At 38.2% G+C, this 17461-nt stretch carries 14 protein-coding genes; 10 read left to right on the top strand and 4 right to left on the bottom strand.

Annotated elements, in window-relative coordinates:
- Positions 1-7: 7 nt before the first annotated feature.
- The 3 genes from LCM23_RS08695 to LCM23_RS08685 all read left to right on the top strand — a co-directional run bounded on the left by LCM23_RS08695 (position 8) and on the right by LCM23_RS08685 (position 3852).
- Entirely contained in the window at positions 8-1270 is a 1263-nt protein-coding gene (locus LCM23_RS08695; protein ID WP_224936588.1) for an ABC transporter permease, read from the top strand.
- Positions 1270-2373 carry an ABC transporter permease gene (locus LCM23_RS08690; RefSeq protein WP_224936587.1) on the top strand — a complete coding sequence of 368 codons (1104 nt, stop codon included), beginning with the start codon at positions 1270-1272 and terminating at the stop codon, positions 2371-2373. Before LCM23_RS08695 ends, LCM23_RS08690 begins: the two co-directional genes overlap by 1 nt.
- Before the next feature lie 723 nt (positions 2374-3096).
- A complete protein-coding gene (locus LCM23_RS08685; protein ID WP_224936586.1) occupies positions 3097-3852 on the top strand; it encodes a MerR family transcriptional regulator in 756 nt (251 codons plus the stop codon).
- A gap of 43 nt (positions 3853-3895) precedes the next feature.
- Here the strand turns inward: LCM23_RS08685 and LCM23_RS08680 are convergent, their stop codons facing one another.
- Entirely contained in the window at positions 3896-5380 is a 1485-nt protein-coding gene (locus LCM23_RS08680; protein WP_224936585.1) for an aldehyde dehydrogenase family protein, read from the bottom strand.
- 553 nt (positions 5381-5933) lie between these two features.
- Here LCM23_RS08680 and LCM23_RS08675 point away from each other — a divergent pair.
- The gene (locus tag LCM23_RS08675) at positions 5934-9266 is read left to right on the top strand and encodes a beta strand repeat-containing protein (protein ID WP_224936584.1); all 3333 of its coding nucleotides are present in this window, start codon (positions 5934-5936) and stop codon (positions 9264-9266) included.
- A 540-nt stretch (positions 9267-9806) separates the two neighbouring features.
- Positions 9807-9959, top strand: coding sequence for a hypothetical protein (locus LCM23_RS08670; RefSeq protein WP_224936583.1), 153 nt, complete (start codon positions 9807-9809; stop codon positions 9957-9959).
- Between the two features lie 29 nt (positions 9960-9988).
- Here LCM23_RS08670 and LCM23_RS08665 read toward each other — a convergent pair whose 3' ends face one another.
- Complete coding sequence (locus LCM23_RS08665; RefSeq protein WP_224936582.1) at positions 9989-10135, bottom strand: hypothetical protein; 147 nt, start codon at positions 10133-10135, stop codon at positions 9989-9991.
- Positions 10136-10255: 120 nt separating this feature from the next.
- On the opposite strand from LCM23_RS08665, the gene LCM23_RS08660 reads away from it, so the two are divergent.
- Positions 10256-10447 carry a cold-inducible protein YdjO-related protein gene (locus LCM23_RS08660; RefSeq protein ID WP_224936581.1) on the top strand — a complete coding sequence of 64 codons (192 nt, stop codon included), beginning with the start codon at positions 10256-10258 and terminating at the stop codon, positions 10445-10447.
- Between the two features lie 118 nt (positions 10448-10565).
- Here LCM23_RS08660 and yhfH read toward each other — a convergent pair whose 3' ends face one another.
- Positions 10566-10697, bottom strand: a complete 132-nt coding sequence (gene yhfH, locus LCM23_RS08655; RefSeq protein ID WP_224936580.1) for a protein YhfH — start codon at positions 10695-10697, stop codon at positions 10566-10568.
- 300 nt (positions 10698-10997) lie between these two features.
- On the opposite strand from yhfH, the gene LCM23_RS08650 reads away from it, so the two are divergent.
- Positions 10998-11834 carry a LysM peptidoglycan-binding and 3D domain-containing protein gene (locus LCM23_RS08650; RefSeq protein WP_224936579.1) on the top strand — a complete coding sequence of 279 codons (837 nt, stop codon included), beginning with the start codon at positions 10998-11000 and terminating at the stop codon, positions 11832-11834.
- 629 nt (positions 11835-12463) lie between these two features.
- On the opposite strand, the gene LCM23_RS08645 is transcribed toward LCM23_RS08650, so the two are convergent.
- Complete coding sequence (locus LCM23_RS08645) at positions 12464-13159, bottom strand: hypothetical protein (RefSeq protein WP_224936578.1); 696 nt, start codon at positions 13157-13159, stop codon at positions 12464-12466.
- 366 nt (positions 13160-13525) lie between these two features.
- Between LCM23_RS08645 and LCM23_RS08640 the strand changes: the two genes are divergently transcribed.
- The 3 genes from LCM23_RS08640 to LCM23_RS08630 all read left to right on the top strand — a co-directional run bounded on the left by LCM23_RS08640 (position 13526) and on the right by LCM23_RS08630 (position 17407).
- On the top strand, positions 13526-14107 hold the full coding sequence (locus tag LCM23_RS08640) for a TerD family protein (protein WP_224936577.1): 582 nt from the start codon (positions 13526-13528) through the stop codon (positions 14105-14107).
- Positions 14108-14135: 28 nt separating this feature from the next.
- Positions 14136-14714: a TerD family protein gene (locus LCM23_RS08635; RefSeq protein WP_224936576.1), complete on the top strand. Its 579-nt coding sequence runs from the start codon at positions 14136-14138 to the stop codon at positions 14712-14714.
- Between the two features lie 455 nt (positions 14715-15169).
- Positions 15170-17407 (top strand): AAA domain-containing protein, encoded by a 2238-nt coding sequence (locus tag LCM23_RS08630; protein ID WP_224936575.1) that lies wholly within the window; start codon positions 15170-15172, stop codon positions 17405-17407.
- Positions 17408-17461 lie beyond the last annotated feature (54 nt).

Genomic DNA, 17461 nt, shown 5'->3' with positions numbered 1-17461 from the left:
GAGCCAAATGATTTCATTTTTAAAAAAAGATTTATTGGTTTTTTGGCGGGATCGTAAAGAAGTCTTGATTTCTATATTAGCGCCAATATTGATCTTGATTGTTCTGAATGTTGCCTTCTCCGGAATATCGATAGATGATACCGATGAATTGGATGTAAGGGCTGGTTTGGTTCTGGAAGATGATGAAGCTGCCGCATTTAAACAATTTGAAGAAACGTTACGGGAAATGAACTTGGCAGAAATGGAAATAAATGCAATGATGGACCAGGCTAAAACATTGTCACCAAGTGGGGTAATGGTATCGTTTTTTGAAGATCCTGAATTAAGTTCCTGGATTCATACCATAGAGATGAGTGAAGAGGAAGCGAAAAAACAGGTCGAAAACGGCGAATTAGAAGCCATTATTAAAATTCCAGCAGGATTTACGCATGATATGTTAAGTCAGGTAATGCTAGGGCAACCTGCAGATACAGCTATTCGTTTTCAAATAGCAGAGCATTCATTTGAAACGGATATCTTAGCTAGTGTAATCGATCATTATATCGAGACGCTCAATTTTCAATTGGCACTTGATGCGGTGACAAAAGATGAAGGAACAGAACTAGTATTACCGCAAGGAGGAAGAGACGTAATCAGCGAAAACATTGTTGAAATAGAACTTGCCCAATATTATACGATTGCGATGAGCTCACTCTTTGCGCTATTTATTGCTGCAACAGTTGCAGTAAAGACGGCAACGGAAAAAAGAGAACGTGTTTTCAATCGAATTTTATTAACGAACAGCAGTCCATTTTCGTATTTAATGGGAAAGGTAATTTCTACTTTCCTTCTGGCTTGGATTCAGTTAATGCTTGTGTTTATTGCAACTGATCTGATGTTGGGAATCTTCCCCGAAAAATTATCGGAATTTTGGCTAGGCATCATTGTTATTGTTACGTTTTTCTCATTAACTATTGCTGGGTTATCTGCGATTTTCACTTCGTTGACGTTAAGGATGAGTAATATAAATACAGCGAATGGACTGTTTACAATGGTCGTTATGGTGTTGGCTGCATTAGGCGGAAATTTTTTCTCGTTGGAACAATTCCCGAATTGGGTACAGGAATTGAGTCAATGGACACCGACTGGGGTAGCGATAGATTTATTTACGGAATTTCTGCAAAATGGAAATGCGATTTCTTTTGCCGTACCATTGGTGAAGCAATTTGTTTTTTTCTGTGGATTTTTTGCTCTCGGAATACTCCTGTTTCCTGAAAGGGGGAGGTCGTAATGTTTCCATTGATGAAAGCACAATTCAAGAAGGACATAAGAAGTCCATGGTTAGTCATTCTATTGACCATAGGAAGCATACTTTTTACGTTTATTTTCACCGATTTGCATGAACAAACAGAAACAACTGTTCCGATTTTTAGCAGTGAGCCTAATAGTAGAGAAGTGGAAGAAAAATGGGAGCCTCTGTTGAATGCAAATCAGGATTATGATTTTGTGATTACTGATGAATTAGAGGCGCAGACAGATGTGGAAGATGGAAAAAGTGAGGCAGCGATTCGGCTATCAGAAAGTGATTATCAGATTATTGCAGCTTCCAATACTCAGGCGGTCCAATTAGTGGAAGACTATGTTCATTCTGTATTTACGAAAGAGGCGCAGCTCCAAGCCGCATCTGGAACAGGGAATGTTGACACCACACGAGAGAAAGTGAATGGTTATTTGGAAGAGGCTCCATTCCAAATGCAAACGGAATCCATTGAGGGTGGAGAAGTGCCTGAATATAATATGCAGCTCCAATTACTGTTTGGTTTCACCCTGTTTCTAGCCATGTTTACAATTGGATTTAAAGTGAATGCAGTAACTTCCGATAAAGTGAGTGGTGTATGGGATCGAATGATTCTCTCTCCTGTCAGCAAAACGGGGATGTATGCCGGCCATCTGTTTTACAGTTTTATGATTGGGTTTATGCAAATTGTAATTGTATTAGCGATTTTTAATTATGTGATGGACTATGATCTAGGACATAACTTTGGCATGATACTTACTGTCGCTGCTGTCTTTACACTCAGTATGGTGAGTTTAGCCATGTTATTTACAGGATTTATAAAAACACCGGAACAGTTTAATATGATTTTCCCGTCCGTTATGCCAATTGTGCCGGTCATCAGTGGTGTTTACATGCCACCTGGACTGATTAGTCATCCTGTCCTCTCGTTCGTTGCCGATTTATTTCCACTCGTTCATGCGATTGAAGCCCTAATGGATATAGCCATCTTTGATGCCGGATGGCTTGAGATTACAATGCCATTAGTCCTCATGTTATTAATTGGAGTGATTTGTATGGGCGTTGGCGTAAATTTGATCGAAAGAAGGACGAAATAACTGAAGAGGTTGGGACATAAGTATTCTAGCTAAGGATTGATCCGAGTGATTAGGCGTATTTATCATCTAATCATTCGGATTTTTTGTCAGAAAGGAGTGTCTATAGTGCAATGAAATGGACCTTTTTTACAAATGATCTTCATGTTCATAGGGCATCATTTGTTATTGTTCGTTTTAAGGTAGTTCATTGAGTTATAACCCAGCCCCTTTAGTTTATCTTCGGTTATTTTCAAGTTCTATATCTTCTTTTTTAAACAGAACATGGTGTAATGATACAATTGGGTTTTAAGCTAAGTAAATTAGGCTCATATTAAAGGATGATTGAACTACCAAAACGCGTCATGGAAGAAATTATACGCTAAATTAACAATACTTTTACTAAAAGACCGAACTGTTCATAAAACCCAACTAGTTAGACTTTTGGGATATTACCTGACAGGCATCATCAATTCCTTTTCCCATAAAAAGATTTGAGTACATATAAAAGGATTCTTAAAAGCACTTATTGTGAATTTTTCTAGAGAACTTCCGCTAGTGGAGGAGGATGTTACTCGCCATTTGGGGTTGAACATCTGATGACTGTCGTTTAAAGGGTCAAAAAAGCATATAAAAAACATTGTTGCTTTGTATCCTGCATTAAAAGTGGTATGGAAAAATTTTTTTCATTTACGCTTGACCTTTACGCAACGTAAACCTTTATTGTAGTGATTAGGAGGTGAGTTGATGCTCTATTCAATTAAACAAATGGCACAAATGTCTGGTGTAAGTACACGAACTTTAAGATACTATGATGAAATTCATTTACTTAAGCCTACAAAAACCAATGAAGCGGGTTATCGATTTTATTCAACAGTTGAAGTCGATCGATTGCAACAAATCTTGTTCTATAGGGAATTAAACTTCAAATTGTCTGACATACAAAGAATACTATCTTCTGAAAGTCAATCGATACAAAGCATACTGCACACGCATTATGATGCATTAGTTGAAGAGAGGAATCATATTGACAGCCTAATAGAAGCAGTTGAACATACGATTGCTTATCATAAAGGAGAGATAGAAATGAGTAACGAAGAAAAATTTGCCGCATTCAAAAAGAAGAGAATAGAGGAAAACGAAAACAAGTTCGGAGAGGAAATTCGTGAAAAATATGGAGAGGAAGCAGTAGAAGAGGCAAATCAATCATGGATGGGAATGTCTGAGGAAAGCTATAAAGAGATGCAAGAGATTGAGAGCGAATTGATTGAAAGACTTAAACAATTCAATCAACAAAAAAATCAACAAAAAGAAGATGCGAAGCAAATCGTGATGTTACACAAAAAATGGTTACAATATACATGGTCAACTTATTCTTCTGAGGCACATAAAAGTTTGGCAGACATGTATATCGCTGATGAGAGATTTACACAGTATTACGATGAGAAAGCAGGTGTAGGGGCTGCTCAACTCTTAAGAGACAGTATTTTAGCATATGCGTAAAAAAAGAGTAGCCATTTTTTGGCTACTCTTTTTTTATTCTATATTATTTCATTGAAATCCAGACACTTTTCACTTCAGTATAATTATCAAGAGCATAGGATCCCATTTCACGACCGATACCAGACTGTTTATAGCCACCAAATGGTGAAGCTGCATCAAAAGCATTATAACAGTTAACCCAAACGGTACCTGCTCGAAGTTTATTTGCAATATAATGAGCATTTGCTACATCACGTGTCCATACGCCCGCAGCCAAACCATATTCTGAGCGATTAGCCCGATCAATAAGTTCATCCAAATCTTCATATGGCATTGCGGAAATAACTGGACCGAATATCTCTTCCTTAGCAATCGTCATGTCATCTTGCACATTAGCAAAGATTGTTGGTGAAACAAAATAGCCATCATCCTGTGGTTTCGTTCCTCCTACGACCAGTTCTGCACCTTCACTTACACCTTTTTCAATATAACCAAGGACTCGTTTTTGTTGTTCAGTTGACACCAGTGGTCCAATTTCTGTGTCAGCATGTATACCTGCTCCTTGTTTGATATTTTTAGCATGGCTTGCCATATCAGCCACTACATTATCAAATTGTTTCTTCTGAATAAACACACGAGAACCGGCACAGCACACTTGACCTTGGTTAAACATGACACCATTTAGGGCCCCTGGAATCGCTTTTGAAAGGTCAGCATCAGGTAAGATAATATTAGGTGATTTACCGCCAAGCTCCAGCGTTACTCTTTTTAATGTTTTAGAAGCACTGGACATAATCGATTTACCGACTTCAGTAGAGCCAGTAAAAGCAATTTTGTCGACCAATGGATGATCCACTAATGGACTACCTGCCGTTTCACCAAATCCAGGAACAATATTAATGACACCTTTAGGGAATCCAGCTTCCTCGACTAGTTCTGCTAAATAGAGAGCAGATAGAGGAGTTTGCTCAGCTGGCTTTAATACAACCGTACAACCGCTAGCTAGTGCTGCACCGATTTTCCACATAGCCATTAACAATGGGAAGTTCCATGGGATGATTTGTCCTACTACTCCCACAGGTTCATGTCTTGTATAGTTAAAGAATGGACCGCTTACCGGTATCGTCTGTCCTACGATTTTTGTTGACCAGCCAGCATAATAACGCATATGCTCAACAGCTAGTGGGATATCTGCATTTGTTGTTTCTCTAATAGGTTTTCCGTTATCTAAGGTTTCTAATTGTGCTAATTCTTCACTATTCTCTTCCATTAAGTCGGCAAGTTTATAGAGAAGTCGACTGCGTTGTGCAGCAGAGATCTTTGACCATTTACCATTATCAAATGCCTCGCGAGCTGCTTTGACCGCTAAATCAATGTCTTCCTTGTCAGCTTCATATACATGGGCGAGTACTTCACCTGTCGCTGGGTTATAAGATTCGAATGTTTTACCTGATTTGCTTTCGACAAACTCCCCATTAATATACAGCTTTTTCTTCCCACTTAAAAATTTCTCCACCTTTTCTTTCACACTTACAGTTAACTGACTCATCGAATTCCTCCTTAAAAATAGTGTCTATGTACTCTCATGGCTGGAATTGTTAAGCATAGAAACCGTTTACATGAATATAGTACCATTTTTTAAAATTATAAATCAACTAAGAAGATTTATAATTTTCCGTCTATATTCGACATGGACATTTAATGAATATAAGAAAGAAGCTATTTATCGGACAGCACTAATGTAAAGGTTAAACATCGGAATTGATATCTATATGTATGCGCGGATTAACAGGTATTATATTCATCCTGGAGCCGTGTGAAAATACACTTGTATTCCAACAAGAAATGCCTTTTCAACATACTCATGAGTATATAGGAAAAGGTCTTATATTCTATTTTTAGATTTTATGTCGAATTTTTTTATTTATTACTTGTACTTTTTATTAAAATGCGACAAAATTTTATCATTTTATTTAAACTCAGTTTTTTCAAAGATCAATAAATGTGCCGTTCCACTTTTGTTCCAAATTTCATAAATTAATTAGAAAGTTAATTTAAATTAAATTCACTTGTATTCTCTATAAAAAGGAAGGTGACAACCTATGCCAGAATTCTTTGATGGAATAATATCTCAAAATGCTTCCTATGCCAATTCTATAAACATACCAACTTCGTCTGCTTACCAAATTTGGGGACAAGTTGGCCTTAATGTTAGTGAAGCTATCCCCACTTCAAACATTCGTGTTCAATTTGACGGTATTATTACTTTAAAATTAAGTCCAACAGCCAGTACTTATACAAATTTTGTAGAAATAAAAATTGTTCGAGGGACTAATCCTAATGCTAATACTATTTTTACAGGTATCAAGACTATTGTTCTTAATGGCTCCGAGGATGGTCCTCAAGAGTACGCATTTTCCGCTTCAGATTACAATGTCCCCAAAGGTTCTGGGTTTTTAATATATACTGCCTTTGTTCGTAATATTACTGGTGCAGTTGATTCAGATGTAACGCGTGTTGGCCCAGAGAGTTTTAATGCGACAGCTAGTGGAATTACAGGTTTGAGTGGAGTTACAGGAGCCACCGGGGCGACCGGAGTAACCGGTGCCACGGGATCTACAGGAGTTGCAGGTAATACAGGGGCAACCGGAGTAACAGGGGTGACCGGAGCTACTGGAACGATTGGATTAACCGGAGTCACAGGAGCTACCGGAGCTACCGGGACGACCGGAGTAACCGGTCCAACAGGAGCAACTGGAACGACTGGAATAACAGGGTTAACTGGAACAACAGGAATCACAGGAGCGACTGGAGTAACGGGAGCCACCGGAATAACAGGAATAACTGGAGCAACCGGAGTAACAGGAGCAACAGGAATTACAGGTGCAACAGGAATCACAGGAGATACGGGAACGACCGGAATTACAGGAGTCACAGGAGCCACGGGAACCACAGGAGGAACCGGAATAACCGGAGCCACAGGAATCGCAGGAGCCACAGGGTTAACCGGAGCGACAGGAGTCACAGGTAATACAGGTCCTTCAGGAATAACCGGAACAGCAGGAGTAACGGGAGCAACCGGAATCGCAGGATCGACCGGATTAACTGGAACAACGGGAGCAACAGGAACGGCTGGATTAACAGGAGCAACTGGAATCACAGGATCGACCGGATCAACAGGTACCACAGGAGTAACCGGTCCAACAGGAACGACTGGATTGACAGGAGTCACCGGAGCTACGGGAGCCACAGGCATCGCAGGAGCCACTGGAATAACAGGAGCCACAGGGACGACGGGAGTAACTGGTCCAACAGGAGCCAATGGTCCAACAGGAGCCACTGGTGTAACGGGAGCCACCGGAATAACAGGAATCACAGGTGTCACAGGAGCAACAGGAGTAACCGGAATAACAGGAGCAACCGGAGTAACGGGAGCAACCGGAATCGCAGGATCGACCGGATCAACAGGAGTCACCGGAGTAACTGGTTCAACAGGATCGACTGGAGTAACAGGATCGACCGGATTAACTGGAACAACGGGAGCAACCGGAACGGCTGGATTAACAGGAGCCACCGGAATCACAGGATCGACCGGATCAACAGGTACCACAGGAGTAACCGGTCCAACAGGAGCCACTGGTGTAACGGGAGCCACCGGAATCACAGGAATCACTGGAGCAACCGGAATAACAGGAGCAACCGGAATCACAGGAGCAACAGGAATTACAGGAATAACAGGAGTAACAGGAGTCACAGGAGCAACTGGAGCAACAGGAGTAACCGGCGCTACGGGAGCAACAGGAATAACAGGATCAACAGGGACGACGGGAGTAACCGGTCCAACAGGAGCCACTGGAGTAACGGGAGCCATCGGAATCACAGGATCGACCGGAATCACAGGAACAACAGGAATCACAGGAGCAACAGGAACAACAGGAATCTCAGGAGCAACCGGTGTAACGGGAGCAACAGGAATAACAGGAGTAACAGGGACGACGGGAGTAACCGGTCCAACAGGAGCCACTGGAGTAACGGGAGCCATTGGAATCACAGGATCGACCGGAATCACAGGATCGACCGGAATCACAGGAGCAACAGGAATAACAGGAGCAACCGGAATAACAGGAGCAACCGGAATTACAGGATCGACCGGAATAACAGGAGCAACCGGAGTAACGGGAGCAACCGGAATAACAGGAACAACAGTAGCAACCGGAATCACAGGAGCAACAGGAATCACAGGAGCAACAGGAATCACAGGAGTAACCGGAATCACAGGAGCCACAGGAATAACAGGAGCAACCGGAATCACAGGAGCAACAGGAATTACAGGAGCCACAGGAATCACAGGATCGACCGGAATAACAGGAGTAACAGGAGTAACAGGAGTAACAGGAGTCACAGGAATCACAGGAGTAACCGGCGCTACGGGAGCAACAGGAATAACAGGAGCAACAGGAATAACAGGATCGATCGGATCAACAGGTACCACAGGAGTAACCGGTCCAACAGGAGCCACTGGAGTAACGGGAGCCATTGGAATCACAGGATCGACCGGAATCACAGGAGCAACAGGAATCACAGGAGTAACCGGAATTACAGGAGCAACAGGAATCACAGGAGCAACAGGGACGACGGGAGTAACCGGTCCAACAGGAGCCACTGGAGTAACGGGAGCCATCGGAATCACAGGATCGACCGGAATCACAGGATCGACCGGAATCACAGGAACAACAGGAATCACAGGAACAACAGGAATAACAGGAGCAACAGGAATTACAGGAGCAACCGGAATTACAGGAATAACAGGAGCCACAGGGACGACGGGAGTAACCGGTGCAACAGGAATCACAGGAGCAACCGGAATCACAGGATCGACTGGAATCACAGGAGCCACAGGATCGACCGGAGTAACGGGAGCAACCGGAGTAACCGGTCCAACAGGAGCAACTGGAACGACGGGAATAACCGGAGATACCGGAATCACAGGATCAACAGGAATCACAGGAGCGACTGGAGTAACGGGAGCCACAGGAGCTGGATCTCAATTATTTTTTACACAAGTGGCTGGGCCAATTGCGCTAATAACTACTGGAACTGAAACGACAGTGGCTACATTAAATGTGCCAACTACTGTTGCTCAAAACATTAAAATTGACTATGCGGTATCAGTTGATGTAATTACAACAGCCAATTCTAATTTCACCTTCCAAATAAGGCTATATCTTAATGGGACTTTACTTGATACGCGTTCCGCTCAAAGAAGTGTAAGTTCGGCAGGTACATCAAGATTTCCTGTTGCATCAACCAATGTAAATACTGCTACTACCACTGGAACTGCAACATATGATATTAGAATAGCTTATACAGTAGCAACAAATGTAACCTCTTCAAGTGCTTTAAATATCGACATTAACGCAATACGTTTTCCGTAACGAAAGTAAATCAATAAAAATAAAAGCTACCCTTCAAATGAGGATGTCAACATGGGAATTAAAGATAAATATAAGATAGTAGATGTTTGTTATATTGACGTTAGAACATCTTGAGAAGCAGCCTTAATGGCTGCTTTATTATTTTTAAATACTTCTGTTTTTAATTTTTTGAATGTTGTTATGCTACATTGTGAAAGTTTCGCTACTTCAGTTTGGGAACCATTTACTTTCAACTTGCTAAAAAAGTATTCACTTAAGAATAATCTTCTATATTATATTTTTGGAATTTCCCTACGAGTTTATCTCTTTATTTCTTCCATCCTTCAACCTACTTGTGTTCATGGTAATATTCATCAACCAGTCATGATATTAATCATGTGAACAGTTATTCTACTGCTTGTTAAATCGATGATCATTGATTCGAATTGTGAAGAATTCTCTCTATGTAATCATATTGGCAATAGTACATAAATGCTTGAGAACTGTATGAAAAAGTGAAATTTGAACACAATAGTATTACATGAAGGGAGGATAACAGATTTGAAAGAGTATGAGGATATGCCTTTAAGTGAATCCAAAAATCTTTATGAGAATCTATCCTTGCTAAATGGTGATTTAGAAAATTTTGATGAAAATTGGGATGCTATTGAAGGTATTGACATCGCGATTCCAAGAAAAAAATCACAGAATTAAATTAAAGAAGCTGCTTACTGGCAGCTTCTTTAGTTACGCTCATTTTTTGAATTTAAATATTTTGCAGCTAATAATGCTTTTACTTCATTATAAGATAAACCAGACTGTTGATTTAGTCGTTTCACTTCATTAATATCAGTTCCTGCTACTGTAAATCGTTTTTCTTTTGATGACATTATGTTCACCTCTTTCTATAGTTTACGTTACTTACGAAAAAATACACAGAATTAAATTCATTAATCTAAGCTAAGTTGTCCATACTAATAGTAGAAGATAAAATTTAGAGGGGGATTACGATGTTTTTTAATAAAAAAGCACAAGATGAAAAACCTGAAGTAGTGATTTTAAGTACGGATGTATATGCTTGTCTAGATAATACATGTAATGGCTGGATGAGAAAAGATTTTGTATCTGTAGATTTGAAATGCCCTTTATGTGGTAGTGACACAACTTTAGAAGTAAGGGATCTCCCAGAAATCTTAATGTAACTTGACGCCAGTTAAAAATAAAGCAATTAGCATAGTTCTTTGTGTTAATCGCTTTATTTTTAGCAAGATGGATACAAAAAACCGTGTAGTCTACATCGACTGCACGGTTTTTGTCGTTCTATTCACCTTTTTTTGAAAGACAACGATCACATTCCATTAAGTAGGATTCCGCTTGTTCTTCCATTATTTGACCGCATTCTGGGCATACCTTCTTAGGTAAAGTTTGAAAAAATTCTACTGGACTCATCATTTTCTTCCATCTCCTTTTATATAACAATTATTTTATTATTCCTTCTGTTATGATACAGTATACACGATTAAAATAAAAATGTGTACCTATTTTTTGAATTTTTTAATAAAAAGGAAGAAAAATTTTCATTTTAAGGAAGAAGAATTACTATTAATACATTTATTAAGCAACAACCCTCATTTTGTTAAACTTCTGTTATATAAGTCATTAGATTATTATTGTCCTGTTCTTTTCCTGTAACGAACTTTTGTTATGATTATCACCGTTAGCTAATACAAGCTATACAGGAGGTTATGCGAAATGAAAAAATCAGTATTATCATTTTTAGCTGTAGCAACTATTGCAGGAGGAGCTGCAGCAAGCGTGCAAGCCGAGGAAGTAACTGTCAAAAAAGGAGATACAATATGGAGCATCTCACAAAAATACAATACGACAGTTGAACAGGTTAAAGAGTGGAATAACTTATCTTCAAATACAATTTATATTGAAGATGTGTTAAACGTATATGAGGAAGAAAAATATAAAGTAAATAAAGGCGACACGCTTTGGGGCATTGCAAAAGAACTTGATGTGAAGGTTGATTCATTAAAAAACTGGAACAATTTAAGTTCAGAAGTGATACACCCTGACCAAGAGCTTGTTGTATATCCCGGTGCACCGAGTAGTATCGTAAAAGAAAGCCCGGTACATACTCCGGTAGAAAATACCGAATCTACACCAACTAAAGAAGAAAAACCAGCGGTGAATCAAGAGACGAACAAAGAACAGGCAAAAGAAGAACCTGCAGAGGCTGTAGATGCACCTAAGGAAGAGAAAAATACAAACAACACCCCTTCAGAAGAAGGAACAAAAGAAATTACAATGGAAGCAACTGCATATACAGCATCTTGTGAGGGTTGTTCTGGTGTAACTGCAACTGGTATTAACTTAAAAGAGAATCCAGATGCGAAGGTCATTTCAGTTGATCCAAATGTTATTCCACTTGGCACAAAAGTATATGTAGAAGGTTATGGTGAAGCAATCGCAGGAGATACTGGCGGTGCAATTAAAGGAAATAAAATTGATATCTTTATTCCAAATAAAGAGGATGCCATTAATTATGGTAGACAAACAGTAAAAGTGACAATCTTAGATTAATTGTTAAATAGAAAATGGTTAAACTAGTATGATAGTTAGCTGACAAGTCCGAACACATTTCAAACCTATAAAGGTTTATGTGTTCGGATTTTTTTGCTCTATGGGTCTCTTAGACTGAAAGAAAGAGTTGTGAACTCTGCTATTTCGTATTCAAGGTTTCATTATAATTTTTTCTTTGAACGTGACACAACCCATTTTTACCCATCCATCTTGGACAATATACTTATGCCTTGTTATTTTTGCTATGATTTTAGGAGTATATATCCTCTATTCACTACAATTCTATTACTTTAACTACCCCTAAAAATTTTTTATAGACCCAGGTTCTGCTTATTGATCTTTGACATACCTGCCTTAAAGTCTGACATAAACAATATCGAATTGAATGAACTTTTCATTATTAAAAGGGAAAATGAGAAAAAGAAGGTGATGATTATTATAGCGATTTAACTTAATAGTGGAGCTGAAAACAACATTCATCTCACTAGATTCGTTAATTAACTAAGAACACGAAGAAATCTATATCGTGAAATTTCTTGAAAATAAGGATGAGTGCAACGGGCAAATAAATGCGCGACCAGGCAATTAAAATAAACCAAAACCGCGCAAGAAAAAATATAAAACCGGTCTTATTTATTTTTGTTTTTCTCCTCATGATGAACAAAAAAACTTTTTACAGGAGAAATGAGTGACTTAAAGTTTTCTGTAAGGTAAGCTGTTCTTTCAAAAATAATCGATTTTAAATGATCGATTTGTCTTGATAATTTCTCATTAAGTGCATCTTGAGATTCGAGTTTTTCCATAACAGATTGATGATAGATATCTTGTGTTTCCATTTTGTCTTTAATAGCAGCTTGATCATCGGTAATGACTGTTAATTCCTCTAGGATTTTTTCAGTCGGCTTCTCAAGGTTATCTAATTTTCGTGAAAGTTCTAAGATAGCTGTTTCCTGAATAGATGATTGTGCTAATAGAGTTTCATATGAAGACTGACTAGTTCTTAGTTGAATTAGTAATTCTTCGTTTTTATTTTCAATTTGTTGAAGATAACCATTCATTTCGAGTTGATTTTGCTCTTGAGCTTGGTAGGCTGATTGAAGTGCAGTCCAGTCCTCATTGTATTGCTGCATATTTTTTTCGTGGCGTATACTCTCATCTTTAGCATAGCTCATTAAATCTTCATACGTCTCCTCTAACTGATGTTGTAAATCGCGATGCTGTTTTGATACTTTATGATTAAGCTGTGATTGTTCTTCTAAAAGGTCAGATAGATAATTTTTTCTAAAAACATCTTGATTACTAGTGATTTTTTCTTTAAGAAACAATGATGGTGTTACTTGCTCTTGTTTAGACAGAATATAAACCTCCCTTCAGATCTGTTTTTATAGCATATGAGTGTCGTTGTTAAACTGTGGCAATAATAGGCACTCACCTATTAAACGAAAAATTTTTGAAACTATTTATCAGGCGTTTACGTATGTACTATAGACAGGATGCAAAAGAAAATGAGAGTCAGAAATGAAAGAACTTCATTTTCCATAAGCATAAGAAACCATGCTAATTGAATAGTTTTTTTTCACTTGCTTTTTTAAGTAGAAAAGCGAGGGTATATCAGTTTACGTTTTTCTAATAAACGTTTAAACTAAATGTATACATATTTACAATTTTCAATGAAAAGGGAGAGATGAAAAGTGGCAATTTCATTATCAAAAGGACAAAAAATTGATTTAACCAAAACAAATCCAGGGCTATCTAAAGTCGTTATCGGTCTTGGTTGGGATACAAATAAGTATGATGGCGGCCAAGATTTTGACTTAGATACTAGTGTGTTTTTATTAGATGAATCTGGAAAATGTTCTTCGGATAAAGACTTTATTTTCTACAATCAATTAGAAGGTGGAAATGGGTCAGTTGTACATGCAGGGGATAATCGCACGGGTGTGGGTGATGGTGATGACGAAAGTGTAGAAGTTGACTTATCCAATGTACCTGCTACTATTGCAAAAATTTCGTTTGTAATTACGATTCATGATGCAGAGGGAAGAGGGCAAAATTTCGGACAAGTATCTAATTCTTATGTTCGTATCTTAAATGAAGAAAACAATGAAGAATTGATTCGTTATGATTTGGGAGAAGACTTCTCTATTGAAACAGCTGTAATTGTTGGGGAGTTATACCGTCATAATGGCGAATGGAAATTCTCTGCGATTGGTTCAGGCTATCAAGGTGGTTTGGCAAGAATTGCAACTGATTACGGCTTACAAGTAGGATAATCTTAACGCGATAAAAGGGGGAGTCTCTTTGGCTATTCAATTATCAAAAGGACAAAGAATCGATTTAACGAAAACAAACCCGGGGTTAACGAGGGCAGTGATCGGTCTCGGTTGGGATACAAATAAGTATAATGGCGGGGAATCCTTTGACCTAGATGCTTCTGCATTTTTAGCAGATCATCAAAACCGTTGCCAGCAAGATCAAGATTTTATTTTCTACAATCAGTTGGAACATCCATCAGGTTCGGTCATTCATACAGGAGACAATCGTACTGGTGAAGGAGATGGAGATGATGAACAATTAATTGTCGAATTTTCAAAAATCCCTTCAACTGTTGATCGTATCGGAATTGCTGTTACCATTCATGATGCAGAGTTAAGAAAGCAAAATTTCGGACAAGTTTCCAATGCGTTTGTCCGTTTAGTAAATGAAGAAACAAATGAAGAACTTCTACGTTATGATTTAGGAGAAGATTTTTCCATTGAAACAGCTGTTGTTGTATGTGAGCTTTATCGCCACAATAACGAATGGAAATTCAATGCCATTGGTAGTGGCTTCTCAGGTGGACTAGCAGCATTATGTAAAAACTATGGCTTAGAAGTATAAGGAAGATAGGCTCAATCATTTTAAAAATGATTGAGCCTCTTTCATTTATCTCTGGTTCATTCATGATTGCAGAGAGTCATTCTTTACGACAAGGACGTTCTAAAATAAGTAACTAAATATGAAAAATCCTAATATTGAAAGCCGATTAGAAAAAGAAAGGAAGATAGGTGAAATTAGTGGCTTTGAAGTATACAGAATACGGTGATAAGGGTGCTTCTTTAATTGTATTTTTACATGCCATGGATTTCCTATGGAAAAACCTGACTTATTTACTTATATCGTTGAAACGTGGTTACTAAAAGGTGATTTACCAAAGGGATGTAGCGAGATTAGATCATTTTGTACTGAGGATGGTGCTGAAGGCTAATTACCTTTTTTATTTCAAGCAGAGTCTACTTGTTTGTAAATATGGTATAGTAAATATTTATGAATGAAAACAAAGGAAGTATGAGCAAATGGTATCAACAAAAGTTTATATAAAAGAGTGGCAAAAAGCGATTGCAGCAGAAATCAGTCATTTAAAACAATATGGTAGTAAGAGTTTTCATATTTTTGCTGGAAGAAAATTAGATGCAAAAGAGGGCTATAGCTATTACTTTGAAGTCCATTTTCCTTTATCAATTCCAATTGGTTCAACCATTACCGTTCTTTGGGGAGAAAGAAGGTCAAAGGGCCGTATGGTATCTGTAGAAGGAAAAAATATTATTGTAACGATAGAAGATTATTTCGGTGAAGAGATTCATGAAGCCCATTTGCAGCATGACCCGTGGGAGTTATTAGATCAACTCTATCAGAGGCTAGCGGAAATAAAGGATCAAAAGAAAAAAAGAGTAAGAATAAAGCATCTAATGAATCCCTCAACTGAGGTAAAACATCCGCAAGATAAAATTAAATCATCATTACATGAGTTAGTCCTACGATCGAAGTATAATCCAATGACTTATATTTGGGGACCTCCTGGAACCGGTAAAACCTATACGTTAGCAAGAGTAGCTGCAAATCAATATTTAAAAAAGAAGCGGATATTAATTGTCGCACATAGTAATCAAGCAGTGGATGTACTTATGGCAGAAGTTTATCAGTTTCTTTTGAAAAAGGATAAATATAATCTTGGTGATCTATTAAGGTATGGCAGACAGTCAGATGAATTCATGAAGCAGTTTGCTTCAATTACAGCGACTGGCTTATTGAACATGAGCGATGGTGATTTAATAGAAGAGAAAAATCAATTAATGGAGGAAAGAGCAGGATTAAAATTAGATCTATCCTCTTCCTTTAGCCAACGTGATAGTAGGCAATTAGTTGAAATAGAAAAAAAGCTTCATACATTACAGGAAAAACTAAAGAAAAAAGAAAATACGCTAGTAAAGCAATCAAGAATCATTGGCACAACTTTGGCGAAAATGGCTACTGATACCCTAATCTATGAAGATGAATTCGACTATATCATTTTAGATGAAGCAAGTATGGCATATATCCCTCAAATTGCCCTGGCGACTTCTCTAGGAAAACGGACAATTATTTGTGGAGATTTTAAACAGCTACCGCCAATAGCTTCAGCAAAGCATCCTTTAGTAAAAAAATGGTTGCAAGAAGATATTTTCCATCATGCCGGTGTCGTAAGTCAAGAGAAGAAAGGGAAACTTCATCCGCAGTTGTTCTTATTAAATGAACAAAGAAGAATGCACCCAGATATATCGAAATTCACGAATGAATATATTTATCAATCCCTCGTTATCGATCATCCATCTGTCTATCAAACGAGAGAGAACATTGTAGAAAGTCATCCATTTCCTCAACGTGCTTCTATATTGTTAGATACATCAAGTACAGGTGCCTATTGCATAAAGGAAAAATCAACGCATTCACGCGTGAATCTCTGGCAATTATTGCTCTCTTTTCAACTCATTCATGAAGCTTATAAGGCGGGTAATCGCTCAATAGGCTATGTCACCCCTTATAGGGCACAAGCAATATTAATGACACAGTTCTTAGATGAAGTCTATGAGAAAGAGAAAATGGCTGCGCAAATTGTGTCAGCGACTGTCCATCGCTTTCAAGGGAGTGAGCAGGATATGATGATATTTGATACAGTCGATGGGGATCCGGAAACAAGACCAGGTATGTTATTAACCGGTCAAAATAGTGAACGATTATTGAATGTTGCTCTCACACGTACAAAAGGAAAGTTTATCCATATAGCAAATGATACGTTTATAAGGCAGCATGTATCAAGTAAGAAAATATGGAAAAAATTATGGCAACATCAAACGAGCGAAGGACATGTGATTGGCCCCGCTGAAATAGGGCAATGGATGAATCATTCTCATCCGAAATTGTCTTGGCATTATGCTAAAAAGCGTGAACGCCTCCTATATGATCTACATCATGCTAAGAAGCAAGTAATCGTTGGATTGCCGAAAATATTTAGTGTTGGGTCCCCTTATATAGAGGTATTTCAATCACTTATGAAAAGGAATTTACTTACGATTTGTAGCGAGTCTCATTTATCTGAGCTTCCTTCGGCTAATCAGATGAAAGGTCATCCGTGCTTTGCTTTTATTTTGATTGATGATGATATTTTATGGCTTGGAGCTCCTTTTGAAGCAATGACTAATCTATTACCCCCTTATGTCAGTGCGAGAATCATATCAAATACATTAGTCAACTGGGTTAAATCTAATGGTTGGTAGAAGAATAATATAAAAGTGAAACTTATTTTCATTTATTACGTTCTATTTAATAGA

It is taken from the genome of Cytobacillus kochii (assembly GCF_020171845.1).
In the GTDB taxonomy this organism is placed as follows: domain Bacteria; phylum Bacillota; class Bacilli; order Bacillales; family Cytobacillaceae; genus Cytobacillus; species Cytobacillus kochii.
This window is presented reverse-complemented; position numbering and strand designations above follow the sequence as displayed.

Excerpts from the sequence above, each read along its gene's own strand:
- yhfH (WP_224936580.1), bottom strand. The coding sequence starts at position 10,697 with ATGATGAGTCCAGTAGAATTTTTTCAAACTTTACCTAAGAAGGTATGC.
- LCM23_RS08630 (WP_224936575.1), top strand. The coding sequence starts at position 15,170 with ATGGTATCAACAAAAGTTTATATAAAAGAGTGGCAAAAAGCGATTGCA.
- LCM23_RS08685 (WP_224936586.1), top strand. The coding sequence starts at position 3,097 with ATGCTCTATTCAATTAAACAAATGGCACAAATGTCTGGTGTAAGTACA.
- LCM23_RS08680 (WP_224936585.1), bottom strand. The coding sequence starts at position 5,380 with ATGAGTCAGTTAACTGTAAGTGTGAAAGAAAAGGTGGAGAAATTTTTA.
- LCM23_RS08660 (WP_224936581.1), top strand. The coding sequence starts at position 10,256 with ATGTTTTTTAATAAAAAAGCACAAGATGAAAAACCTGAAGTAGTGATT.
- LCM23_RS08665 (WP_224936582.1), bottom strand. The coding sequence starts at position 10,135 with ATGTCATCAAAAGAAAAACGATTTACAGTAGCAGGAACTGATATTAAT.
- LCM23_RS08650 (WP_224936579.1), top strand. The coding sequence starts at position 10,998 with ATGAAAAAATCAGTATTATCATTTTTAGCTGTAGCAACTATTGCAGGA.
- LCM23_RS08695 (WP_224936588.1), top strand. The coding sequence starts at position 8 with ATGATTTCATTTTTAAAAAAAGATTTATTGGTTTTTTGGCGGGATCGT.
- LCM23_RS08690 (WP_224936587.1), top strand. The coding sequence starts at position 1,270 with ATGTTTCCATTGATGAAAGCACAATTCAAGAAGGACATAAGAAGTCCA.
- LCM23_RS08675 (WP_224936584.1), top strand. The coding sequence starts at position 5,934 with ATGCCAGAATTCTTTGATGGAATAATATCTCAAAATGCTTCCTATGCC.